At 44.1% G+C, this 11,790-nt stretch carries 10 protein-coding genes; 5 read left to right on the top strand and 5 right to left on the bottom strand.

Translation table 11 applies throughout. The features are described 5' to 3' along the window. Positions 1 to 12: 12 nt before the first annotated feature. The 4 genes from ACFSVN_RS00145 to ACFSVN_RS00130 all read left to right on the top strand — a co-directional run bounded on the left by ACFSVN_RS00145 (position 13) and on the right by ACFSVN_RS00130 (position 5,003). Complete coding sequence (locus ACFSVN_RS00145) at positions 13 to 996, top strand: transporter (protein WP_390296781.1); 984 nt, start codon at positions 13 to 15, stop codon at positions 994 to 996. Positions 997 to 1,108: 112 nt separating this feature from the next. After that, complete coding sequence (gene hutU / locus ACFSVN_RS00140; RefSeq protein WP_390296779.1) at positions 1,109 to 2,758, top strand: urocanate hydratase; 1,650 nt, start codon at positions 1,109 to 1,111, stop codon at positions 2,756 to 2,758. Between the two features lie 47 nt (positions 2,759 to 2,805). Further along, a complete protein-coding gene (hutI, locus tag ACFSVN_RS00135) occupies positions 2,806 to 4,035 on the top strand; it encodes an imidazolonepropionase (protein ID WP_390296776.1) in 1,230 nt (409 codons plus the stop codon). Beyond that, a complete protein-coding gene (locus ACFSVN_RS00130; RefSeq protein ID WP_390296773.1) occupies positions 4,017 to 5,003 on the top strand; it encodes a formimidoylglutamase in 987 nt (328 codons plus the stop codon). The genes hutI and ACFSVN_RS00130 overlap by 19 nt, the downstream gene beginning before the upstream one ends. A gap of 118 nt (positions 5,004 to 5,121) precedes the next feature. Here ACFSVN_RS00130 and pyrH read toward each other — a convergent pair whose 3' ends face one another. The 5 genes from pyrH to rplM all read right to left on the bottom strand — a co-directional run bounded on the left by pyrH (position 5,122) and on the right by rplM (position 8,721). Continuing rightward, a complete protein-coding gene (pyrH, locus tag ACFSVN_RS00125) occupies positions 5,122 to 5,841 on the bottom strand; it encodes a UMP kinase (protein WP_390296770.1) in 720 nt (239 codons plus the stop codon). A 74-nt stretch (positions 5,842 to 5,915) separates the two neighbouring features. Then, the gene (tsf, locus tag ACFSVN_RS00120; protein WP_390296767.1) at positions 5,916 to 6,749 is read right to left on the bottom strand and encodes a translation elongation factor Ts; all 834 of its coding nucleotides are present in this window, start codon (positions 6,747 to 6,749) and stop codon (positions 5,916 to 5,918) included. A 27-nt stretch (positions 6,750 to 6,776) separates the two neighbouring features. Next, a complete protein-coding gene (gene rpsB / locus ACFSVN_RS00115) occupies positions 6,777 to 7,673 on the bottom strand; it encodes a 30S ribosomal protein S2 (RefSeq protein ID WP_390296763.1) in 897 nt (298 codons plus the stop codon). A 198-nt stretch (positions 7,674 to 7,871) separates the two neighbouring features. Continuing rightward, on the bottom strand, positions 7,872 to 8,258 hold the full coding sequence (gene rpsI, locus ACFSVN_RS00110) for a 30S ribosomal protein S9 (protein ID WP_390296760.1): 387 nt from the start codon (positions 8,256 to 8,258) through the stop codon (positions 7,872 to 7,874). A 19-nt stretch (positions 8,259 to 8,277) separates the two neighbouring features. Then, complete coding sequence (rplM, locus tag ACFSVN_RS00105; RefSeq protein WP_390296757.1) at positions 8,278 to 8,721, bottom strand: 50S ribosomal protein L13; 444 nt, start codon at positions 8,719 to 8,721, stop codon at positions 8,278 to 8,280. 266 nt (positions 8,722 to 8,987) lie between these two features. Between rplM and acnA the strand changes: the two genes are divergently transcribed. After that, on the top strand, positions 8,988 to 11,693 hold the full coding sequence (acnA, locus tag ACFSVN_RS00100; protein ID WP_390296754.1) for an aconitate hydratase AcnA: 2,706 nt from the start codon (positions 8,988 to 8,990) through the stop codon (positions 11,691 to 11,693). Positions 11,694 to 11,790 lie beyond the last annotated feature (97 nt).

The following is an 11,790-nucleotide window of genomic DNA, read 5'->3' as shown; positions in this document are numbered from 1 at the left end:
CATAATTATTTGATGCTAATGATATTAGAACAGGCCACAAAATATCTTTTATTGACAGTTTGGATAGTTGCTTTCTTTTCCTCTAAAGGTACAGCCCAAACCTGTAGCTGTGCAGGAGCTCCCTTGCTTGGTGCTCAAAGCAGTGCCCCTGTGTTTGGTGGAGATCTGTTGATTGGGCTATCACATGAGTATCACGATATCTCAAGATTGTATGTAAATGGAGAACTGGTGGAGAATGAAAGTACTTTTAGAACTACCCAATCGACCCTCCTGGAAGTCCATTATGGATTGTCAGCGAAGCTGTCACTTTCCGGTACATTTACTTATGTGAGAAAATATCGCCAAACAGGACTTCAGACTCAGAATCCACAATCATTGACCGTATCCGGAGTAGGAGACGGACTCTTATTACTAAAATATAAATTGTTTAACAGGCTCAAACCCCCTTCTTTGCAAGCGACCATTGGGAGTGGCTTAAAAATTCCCTTAGGTAGTTTTGATATACGAAATAATGGCTTTTTACTGAATGCAGATATGCAACCCGGTACCGGGGCTTGGGATGGTATAGTTTGGTCAGAGCTAACTTCAAGCTTTGATTCTTCATTTCCTCTGAATTTATTTTTAATAACTTCTTACCGCTTTACGGGTTCTTCAGAGAGATTTGGTACAAATGATATATATCAATTTGGGAATGAATTAATTACAACTGCAGGGGGGAGCACTTCTTTGGGAGAAAAAATAGGATACACGGCGGTACTGCAATATAGATCTACCAGTTCTGACAAGAGAAATGGAGTGCCACAGCCAAATACAGGTGGTTATTGGGTCAGCCATATAAGTAAACTTAGCTACAGCATTAATGATCGCTATTCAGCACATATTGACGGTAGAATTCCGCTTACTCAAGAGCTAAATGGTTTGCAGCCGACAACAAGTTATGCTATCTCGTTTTCATTTTTTGTCAATCTCTCAAAGAGACTTGAACGGATTTATTGATCGAGTTACAGTGTGTTTACGTTCTGCCGTATAATAATTTAGGATGAGCTTTCCTGATACTTGCTGTATATTCCTGCAGTGGAATACTTTGCAAGAATATAAAAGGAATGCTATGTCCAGAACAATCAAGGCACCAACGGGAACAACACTAAATTGCAAAAGCTGGCTGACGGAAGCTCCTTTCCGGATGATCCAGAACAACCTCGATCCGGATGTAGCCGAGAAACCGGAAGAGTTAGTGGTGTATGGCGGGATAGGCCGGGCTGCCCGGAACTGGGAAAGCTTTGATAAGATCCTGACATCTCTGAAGTCTATGAGTGATGAGGAAACTTTGCTGGTTCAATCCGGGAAGCCGGTTGGGATCTTCAAAACACACAAATATGCACCCCGTGTTCTGATCGCCAACTCTAATCTTGTTCCCAAATGGGCCAATTGGGATCACTTCAACGAACTCGACAAAAAAGGACTGATGATGTACGGTCAGATGACCGCCGGTTCGTGGATCTATATCGGAAGTCAGGGGATTGTACAGGGAACCTATGAGACGTTTGTTTCAATGGGAAAAAAGCATTTTAATGGTGATTTGTCAGGGAAATGGATTCTTACGGGCGGACTTGGAGGAATGGGCGGAGCTCAACCCCTTGCTGCAAAAATGGCCGGCGCAAGTATGCTGGCTGTAGAGTGTAGAGAATCTCGTATTGATTTCAGGATTCGAACCGGATATGTGGACAAAAAAGCTACGTCGTTGGATGAGGCACTTGAGATGATCCAAAGATCTGTTCAGGATAAAAAACCGGTTACTGTTGGCTTACATGGAAATGCAGCTGATATCTACCCAAAATTATTAGAACGGAACATCACACCCGATGCTGTTACTGATCAAACCAGTGCCCATGATCCTTTGAACGGATATTTACCATTGGGAATGAGTGTGGAAGAATGGGAAGACAAACAGAAATCGAGTCCTAAGGAAGTAGTTGAACAAGCAAAAAGATCTATTGCCGTCCAGGTTCGTGCCATGCTGGATTTCCAGAAACAGGATATTCCCGTGTTTGATTATGGGAACAACATCCGGCAGGAAGCTTTTGATGAAGGGGTGAAAGATGCCTTTAAGATCCCCGGGTTTGTACCGGAATATATTCGTCCGTTGTTTTGTAAGGGAATCGGCCCGTTTCGCTGGGTGGCACTTTCGGGAGATCCTGAGGATATTTATAAGACCGATGAGAAAGTAAAAGAACTCATTCCGGATGACCCTCACCTTCACAACTGGCTGGATATGGCCAAAGAGCAAATTCATTTCCAGGGATTGCCTTCTCGCATTTGCTGGGTGGGACTGGGACAGCGCCACAAATTAGGTCTGGCTTTCAACGAAATGGTGCGTACCGGAGAATTGAAAGCCCCGGTAGTTATCGGCCGTGATCACCTTGATTCAGGCTCAGTGGCAAGTCCTAACCGCGAAACGGAAGGAATGAAAGACGGCTCTGATGCCGTATCCGACTGGCCGATCTTGAATGCATTGCTGAATACTTCTTCAGGGGCAACCTGGGTTTCCTTTCACCATGGTGGTGGTGTGGGAATGGGCTTCTCACAACATGCAGGACTTGTGATCGTCTGTGACGGAACCGAAGATGCCGACCGAAGATTAGAGCGAGTGCTTTGGAACGACCCTGCCAGCGGAGTTATGCGTCATGCCGATGCCGGTTATGATATTGCTGTGGCTTGTGCGAAGGAGCATCAACTAAAATTGCCGTTTTTAAAATAAATTAATTGCCCCTACGTGAAAATAAGGCAACATAAATTTAATTGATCATGTCCAACCTACTCATCCAAAACATATCCCAAATAGCCACACCCAAACCGGGCGTATATCGGGGGTCGGAACTTCGGGGATTGAATATATATGAAAATGCAGCGATCTATATTTCTGAGGGGTCTATAAAAGCTGTCGGTGCACTTTCTGAAGTACTCGAAAAAGTTGAAGGTCACCCGGTAATCCTGGATGCTGAAGGAAAAGCCGCAGTACCCGGATTTGTAGATTCGCATTCCCATCTGGTGTTTGGGGGAAACCGTGCTGATGAATTTGCCATGCGTTCGGCCGGAATGAGTTACGAGGAAATAGCAGAGCAGGGCGGTGGGATCGTTTCAACGGTTGAAGCGACCCGTAATGCATCTAAAGAAGAGCTGAAGAACCTGGGGCGTATCCGACTCCAAAAAGCGCTGAGACAGGGTATCACTACCATGGAAATAAAAAGCGGTTATGGGCTGGACCTTGAAACTGAGCGTAAAATGCTGGAGGTGATCAACGAACTGAAAGAAGAACAGCCGATCGAACTTACGGCAACTTTTTTAGGAGCACACGCGGTTCCCAAGAATTCATCCAGGGAAGAGTATCTGGAGGAAGTATTGACGATGATACCGGAGATCGCTGAACTGGCTGAGTATTGTGATGTGTTTTGTGAGAAGGGATATTTTTCCGTTGAAGAAACCCGGAAAGTACTTGAAAAAGGAATGGAGTACGACCTCAAACCCAAACTTCACACCAATCAATTCAATGACATTGGTGGAGTGGAAATGGCGATCGGGTTGGGAGCTGTTTCCGTAGATCATCTGGAAGTATTGAGCGAGGAAGACATTCAGAGGCTCGCCCGTTCTGAGACTGTGGCTACGATTCTTCCCGGGGTTTCCTATTTTTTGAATATCCCCTACTCACCGGCGCGAAAATTATTGGATAAGGGAGCACTGGTTGCTTTAGCTACGGATTTCAACCCCGGCTCTTCCATGACCATATCTGTGCAGTTACTTATGAGTATGGCTTGTACAAAAATGGGGATGTCAGTGGAGGAAGCGCTGTGCTGTGCCACGCAAAACGGAGCCAAGGCTTTAGAAAAGGAAAAGCTCGGCTGTATTGCAGCGGGGTATCAGGCAGATATTTTATTATTGGATTCTGATAATTATAAAGACCTGGCGTATTTCTTTGGGGAAAATCACGTGCATACCGTCATCAAAAAGGGAGAAAAGGTATGGGAATCGAGAGGCTGAAAGATATTTTAAGACCTATTCCGGAAGAATTGACCGAGCTCCGCTCTCACGATAAGCGAGACCACTGGCTTGTGGAAGAAATTCTGTTTAACGAAAAAGAGTATTCAAAGGCCACTCACGTATTGATTGGATGTCCTCAGCATGAAGGTGTACAGCGAAATAATGGACGGATCGGTGCAGAAAAAGCTCCAAATAAGATCCGTGAGCAATTATATAAATTGCAGGTTCAGAGAGATCAACCTCTAAAGCTATTTGATGTAGGTAACGTGATCACAGATTATTTTGATTTCACTGAGGGTACAGATCTTTCCGTTACAGAAAAAGAGCAAGATGCATTAGATCACATTCATAATGCATTGACCAAAGCAGTTTCGAAGTTTTTGAGGGACGGCAAAAAAGTGATCGTGCTGGGCGGAGGAAATGATATTTCCTATTCGGACGTGCGAGCTCTTTCAGAAACGGAGCGTGATATCTCGGCCATTAATATAGATGCCCATTTGGATATGCGTATTGCCGATGAGATGACGAGCGGTACTCCGTATCGAAAAGCGATAGAAGATCATTATTTGGCACCACAACATTTTTATGAATTTGGGATCCGGCGGGAATCAAATGGGGATTTCTATTTAGGGAACGCCAGAGAATTGGGGGTGAATATTCACTACCTGACTGACCTTATTCAAATGGGAGTCGTTTCTTCCTTTAAAAAGATCCTTGATGAACTTGATGAACGACCTTTATTCCTGGGATTGGATATGGATTCCATTCAGGCATCGGATGCTCCCGGGGTAAGTGCTTCTTCTCCTACTGGACTATCGGGCAGGGAAGTGATGCAGATCATTCATCACGCCAAACAAAAAGAAAAGCTGAAGATTTTTGAGATCACAGAAGTAAATCCAAAATATGATATCGATGATCGAACAGTGAAGCTGGCGGCGCAGTTGGTGTATGGGCTTATCTTTGGGTAGCTGTAGACTGGAAAGCGGATGACACGCAAATCGCGGATTTATTGGATACGTATTTTATCAGCGATCATCCGCTCAATCAGCGTTACCCGTGTTCAATAAAAAGCGAATTCGGGAAAAATTACTCCCAGACCACCGTTGTGCCCACATCCTTACCATCCACCACGATCTTTTTCAAATTGCCGTTCTTATTCATGTTAAAGACAATGATCGGAGTTTGGTTTTCGCGACAAAGAGTAAAGGCAGTGAGATCCATGACTTCTAAACGGCGCTTTAAAACATCATCTCCGGTAATCACATCAAATTTTTGAGCATCACCATTTTTTTCAGGGTCAGAATCAAATATTCCGTCCACACGGGTGCCTTTGAGGATCACGTCCGCTTCAATTTCAATGGCGCGAAGAGAGCCTGCGGTGTCGGTGGTGAAGTAGGGATTTCCTGTTCCTGCTCCAAAAATAACCACACGCCCTTTTTCAAGGTGTCGGACAGCACGCCGGCGAATATAAGGTTCAGCTATAGCTTCCATTCGAATAGCACTCATCAGCCGTGTTTGGACACCAATTTGCTCCAGGGCATCTTGTAAAGCCATACTGTTGATCATGGTAGCAAGCATTCCCATGTAATCACCCTGAACGCGATCCATCCCCTGGGTTGCTCCTTTTACACCCCGAAAAATGTTTCCTCCGCCAATTACAACGGAAACCTGGACACCCGCTTCCTGAATGGATTGAATTTCTTTGGCATATTCGCTGAGTATATCAGCATCAATTCCGTGTCCCTGTTCACCTAATAACGCTTCTCCGCTGAGTTTGAGAAGCACTCTGTTATATTTATTTCCCACGTGATCCTGTGTTAGTAATTATAAGACAAAAAAAAGGCTGTCAATTCTGACAGCCTTAATGTAAAGAAAATTTATTAAGCGTTTTCGCCAAGTTGAAGTCGATGGAACGACTTCACCAGGGGAGCACCATTTTGCTCGAGGTAATCCTTAACGGATACGCTGTTATCTTTCACGAATTTTTGTTCGAGAAGTACACGCTCTTCGTAGAAACGGCGAAGTTTACCTTTAGCAGCTTGCTCGGCAATATGCTCAGGCTTTCCTTCATTCAATAGCTGATCTTTTGCAATTTCGAGCTCTTTCTCAACAAGAGTAGAGTCAACACCGTCACGGGTTACAGAAAGAGGCTTCATGGCAGCAACTTGCATGGCTACATCTTTACCGATTTCAGCATCGGTCAGGTCGCCGTCAAATTCTGCAAGCACACCCAATTGGTTGCCGGGGTGAATGTAAGAGATCAGAGTTCCGTCAGTAGTTATAAGTACTACATTGTTGATCTCGATCTTCTCACCGATCTTACCGACCATTTCTTCAAGGTGCTTTTCGATGGTAAGACCATCTACTTCTATTGAAAGCAGATCTTTTGTGTTCTCTGTATCATTCTCAAAAGCAGCGTTCAGGAATGATTCCGCGTCATTCTGGAATTCTTCGTTTCTGGCAACGAAATCAGTTTCGCAGTTGATCTCCATCATAACAGCTTTCTTTTTGTCATCGCTGATACGGCTAAGGATCAATCCTTGGTTAGCTTCACGGTCTGCTCTTTTTTCGGAAACTTGCTGTCCCTTTTTACGGAGATATTCAACCGCCTGGTCGAAATCACCATCTGCTTCGGCGAGGGCTTTTTTACAGTCCATCATACCCGCGCCAGTCATGTCTCTAAGTTTTTTTACGTCAGCAGCAGAAATACTCATTTTTTGAATAGTATTTAATGGTTGAAATTATTCTTCTTCGTCATTGCTGTCAGCGTCAGCTTTTGCTTCTGCTTTGTCAGCTTTTTTATCTTCTTTTTTATCGCCTTTCTTTTTGCGGCGAGAACGTAGTTTAGTTCCTTTGGCAGCGTCTTTGACGTCAACATCATCACTGTCTTTGCTTTCACCTTTGGCTTCAGCGGCAGCTTGTTCCATTACGTCTTCTTCTTGCTGTGCTTCACGTTCTGCAGCACCTTCAATAATGGCGTCTGCGATCTGGGTTGTTACCAATTGAATGGTACGGGCCGAGTCATCATTACAAGGAACGATGAAATCAGGAACGTCAGGGTCACTGTTGGTATCAACCATAGCAATGATCGGGATATGAAGCTTGATCGCTTCATTAACAGCCAGATGTTCTTTAATAATATCAACAACGAAGATAGCACCGGGCAGTCTTCCCATGTTTTTGATACCGCCAAGAGCATCATTCAATTTATCTTGCTCACGCTGAAGCATTAAACCTTCTTTCTTGGTGAGTTCTTCAAAAGTACCATCTGTTTTCATTTTTTCGATCTCATCCATACGAGAGATACTTTTGCGAACGGTACTGAAGTTGGTCAGCATACCACCCATCCAACGGTGGGTAATGTGAGGCATTCCGCAACGGAGTGCTTCAGTTTTAATGATCTCAGTAGATTGCTTCTTGGTACCTACAAAAAGGATGGTTTTACCGGCACGTGAAAGTTTTTGAACTTCATCAAGTGCTTCTTGCAGGTAATTACGAGTTTTTTTGAGGTCAATGATGTGAATCCCGTTTCGCTCCATAAAGATGAAGTCTTTCATTTTAGGATTCCATCGGCGGGTAAGGTGACCGAAGTGTGCGCCTGACTTGAGCAGGTCTTGTATAGATGCAGCTTTTGGCATTGTATTATGTATGTAAGTTTAGGTTAATCCTCTATGTGGGTCATCCCCGAGAGCGTTAATCCTGAGTCAATTAAGCCCGGGACACCAAACGCAGGGTCACCACATATGTGTGATTGAGTATTGTTTGAATAGTTATCGGTTAAAAGAGTAATGATTAATCGTAAACGAATAACCATTACAAATAACGAATAACAAAAATTATCTTTTAGAGAACTGGAATTTCTTACGAGCTTTAGGCTGACCGTATTTCTTACGTTCTACCATTCTGTCATCTCGTGTAAGAAGCCCATGTCCTTTTAGGACATCATGCATTTCTTCGTTCTCTCCGTCCAAAGCACGAGCAAGTGCGTGAGAGATGGCGCCGGCCTGACCGGTACTTCCACCACCACGAACGGTGATCTTAATGTCATACTTGCCTTCTGTTTCAGTCACAGACATAGGTAACAAAGCAATGTTACGACGTGCTTTTACGGGGAAATATTCTTCAATTGGTTTGTGGTTGACGAGAATGTCGCCTTTACCCGGTTTGATGTACAAACGGGCGGTGGCTGTTTTTCGTCGTCCTATATAATTCGCTTGCGCCATTTAATTAATTCTGTATGGATTAAAGCTCAATGATTTCTGGTTCTTGTGCAGTATGCGGATGTACCGGGCCTGCATAAACTCTCAGGTTGGTTGCAATTTTGCGTCCCAACTTGGTTTTAGGGAGCATTCCTCTTACAGCTTCGGTAACTAATGATGTAGGATCTTTCTCCATTTTCTCTTCAGCTGTGGTAAATCGCTCTCCGCCGGGATAGAAAGTGTGATGGAAATAGGTTTTATCCGTCATCTTTTTCCCGGTAAGCTTCACCTTCTCAGCGTTAATAACGATCACGTTATCGCCGGTATCCATATGCGGGGTGAAGGTCGGCTTATGCTTGCCTCTCAGTATTTTTGCAATCTCGCTACTCAGGCGGCCCAATGGCTGATCTTCAGCGTCAAAGAGCACCCATTTCTTCTCAATATCTTTGGGTTTCGCTGAGTATGTCTTAAAACTTAATGTGTCCACGATTATACTCGTTTATTTTGTCTTATTGGAAAGTCGAATAAGATAGAAGTAATTATCGTAGATATCAATATCAGATTGCATAAAAAAACAGTAATGTATAATTGGTGTTAGTAATTAGGGGTCGGTTACTCAAAAAGGGAGAATTTATAAGCTGTTTTACTAAATCACGTAAATTGATAATCACAATAGATACTTGCTAAAGACAAAGCCCAAAAAAATTGGTACCTTTGGGGATAAGGAGAAAGAAAATCTAAATCGAGATAATAATGAGCGACAAACTAAAGAAAACCAGAGTAGAATTTGAAACCGGTTCAGGCAAAGCCTTCCTATACAGCCTGGAAAAATTAAAGGAGCAGGGATATGATAATATTGCCAAGCTGCCCTTTTCCGTAAAAATATTATTGGAGGCCGTTCTTCGTGAATTTGACGGCTATGCGGTTACTGAAAAAGACATTGAAGCACTGGCAAACTATAATGCCAAAGATCCCCAGGGTGAAATTCCCTTTAAACCATCACGGGTAGTTCTTCAGGATTTTACCGGTGTACCTGCCGTTGTTGACTTGGCAGCTCTCCGTTCTGCTATGAAGCGCATGGGTGGAAAAGCCACCGACATCAACCCTCAGGTTCCGGTTGATCTGGTTATTGACCACTCTGTTCAGGTGGATATGTTCGGACAGGACGCTGCACTCATGTTCAATGTTGAAAAAGAGATGGAGCGTAATAATGAGCGCTATGAATTTCTGAAGTGGGGTAAAGAGGCATTTGATAATTTCCGTGTGGTACCTCCGGGACGTGGAATTGTACACCAGGTAAATCTCGAATATTTAGGTCGCGGTGTTTTCACCCGAAAAGAGGCCGACGGTTCCACAACCGCTTATCCCGATACCCTGGTGGGAACCGATTCTCACACTACTATGATCAACGGACTTGGAATTTTAGGCTGGGGTGTTGGTGGAATTGAGGCGGAAGCAGCCATGCTTGGACAGCCTATTTCCATGCTGGTTCCTGAAGTGACCGGAATGAAATTGACCGGAAAACTTCGTGAGGGAGTAACAGCAACAGACTTAACACTTACCGTAACCCAGATGCTTCGTCAGCATGGCGTGGTAGGTAAGTTTGTAGAATTTTATGGAGACGGACTCAGTAACATGAGTTTGCCAGATCGTGCAACCATCGCGAATATGGCTCCTGAATATGGAGCTACCATGGGCTTCTTCCCAATCGATGAAGAGGCACTGCGATACATGAGAAGAACCGGACGATCGGAAGAACTGGTGCAGTTGGTAGAGAATTATACCAAAGCTCAGGGCTTATACAGAACCGATGATACTCCTGATCCTGAATTTTCTTCTACTTTGGAATTAGATCTGAGTACCGTAGAAACTTCGCTTGCAGGACCAAAACTTCCGCACGACCGTATTGCATTAGGCAATATGAAAAAGGCTTTCGAAAACTCTCTGACATGTGATAATCCTACCATGGGATTCAATCTTGCTCAGGAAAAACTGGCTAATAAAGGTATTTATAAGAACGGTCAGGAAATTGAGATGAAACACGGTGATGTGGTAATTGCCGCAATCACTTCCTGTACCAACACTTCCAACCCAAGTGTAATGCTGGGTGCGGGTATTGTTGCCAAGAAAGCCTATGAAAAAGGACTTAAAGTTCCGGCTTATGTGAAAACATCACTGGCACCGGGTTCACGTGTCGTAACCGAGTATTTAAATGAAGCCGGTTTAACCGAGTACATGGATAAGCTTGGGTTTAACCTGGTAGGTTACGGATGCACAACGTGTATCGGTAACTCCGGTCCGCTACCTGAGGCGGTTGAGAAGGCCATTAAAGAAGGCGATCTGATCGCAGCCGGAGTTCTTTCAGGAAATCGAAACTTTGAAGGACGTATCCATCCGTATGTGAAAGCAAATTATCTGGCTTCACCTCCGTTGGTTGTTGCTTATGCACTAGCCGGAAGCGTAGATATCGATCTTGCCACCGAGCCTCTTGGAAAAGACAAGGATGGAAACGATGTATATCTGAAAGATATCTGGCCAACAACGGCAGAAATTGCAGAGCATCTTGATGCCGCCATTCGTCCGGAGCTTTTTGATAAGATGTATGGCGATATTTTTGAATCTCCAACCTGGGAAGAAATTCCGGTATCAGGAGGAGATTTATTTAACTGGAGTGAGGAATCAACTTACATTCAGGAACCTCCGTTCTTTATGGGAATGAGTGAAGATCCTGAGCCGATCAAGCCGATTAAGGGAGCACGAGCTTTGGTGAAGGTGGGTGACTCCATTACAACCGATCACATTTCTCCGGCAGGAAATATCGATGAGGATTCTCCGGCAGGTATTTACCTGAAAGATCACGGTGTAGAGAAAGCTGATTTTAACTCTTACGGTTCACGTCGCGGTAACGACCGTGTAATGACACGAGGAACATTTGCAAACGTTCGTTTCAAGAATCAATTAGCACCCGGAACGGAAGGTGGATTCACGAAGTATTTCCCGGATGATGAGATCACAACGATCTATGATGCGTCTCTGAAATACAAAGAATCCAACACACCGCTTGTTGCACTTGCCGGTAAGCAGTACGGTACGGGATCATCTCGTGACTGGGCTGCCAAGGGAACGGCACTTCTCGGAGTGGAAGCAGTGATCGCTACTTCATATGAGCGAATTCACCGTTCTAACCTGATACAGATGGGAGTACTTCCACTTCAATTTAAAGAAGGAGAAAGTGCTGATACCTTAGGTTTAGATGGTTCTGAGACATTTGACGTTCACGTGGATGATAGTGTTCAGGCTCGTGATGAGATCAAAGTGACTGCCACTAAAGAAAGCGGTGAAGTGATCGAATTTACAACCGATTGCCGAATCGACACCCCGGTAGAAGTTGATTACTACCGCAATGGTGGAATTCTGCATACGGTACTTCTTGATTACCTCAAGAACAGCAAAGCCTAAAGCAATCAGAAAATTATTCTGAAGGTAAAAGCGCAGTCATTTTGGCTGCGCTTTTTTTATATAAGTCATATTCGGGTGAAAAAAGGCGAATTTTTTA

The organism is Gracilimonas halophila, assembly GCF_042684365.1.
In the GTDB taxonomy this organism is placed as follows: domain Bacteria; phylum Bacteroidota; class Rhodothermia; order Balneolales; family Balneolaceae; genus Gracilimonas; species Gracilimonas halophila.
This window is presented reverse-complemented; position numbering and strand designations above follow the sequence as displayed.

Bases quoted from the DNA above. Each gene is read 5' to 3' on its own strand.
- ACFSVN_RS00145 (WP_390296781.1), top strand. From the start codon at position 13: ATGCTAATGATATTAGAACAGGCCACAAAATATCTTTTATTGACAGTT.
- hutU (WP_390296779.1), top strand. From the start codon at position 1,109: ATGTCCAGAACAATCAAGGCACCAACGGGAACAACACTAAATTGCAAA.
- hutI (WP_390296776.1), top strand. From the start codon at position 2,806: ATGTCCAACCTACTCATCCAAAACATATCCCAAATAGCCACACCCAAA.
- ACFSVN_RS00130 (WP_390296773.1), top strand. From the start codon at position 4,017: ATGGGAATCGAGAGGCTGAAAGATATTTTAAGACCTATTCCGGAAGAA.
- tsf (WP_390296767.1), bottom strand. From the start codon at position 6,749: ATGAGTATTTCTGCTGCTGACGTAAAAAAACTTAGAGACATGACTGGC.
- rpsB (WP_390296763.1), bottom strand. From the start codon at position 7,673: ATGCCAAAAGCTGCATCTATACAAGACCTGCTCAAGTCAGGCGCACAC.
- rpsI (WP_390296760.1), bottom strand. From the start codon at position 8,258: ATGGCGCAAGCGAATTATATAGGACGACGAAAAACAGCCACCGCCCGT.
- acnA (WP_390296754.1), top strand. From the start codon at position 8,988: ATGAGCGACAAACTAAAGAAAACCAGAGTAGAATTTGAAACCGGTTCA.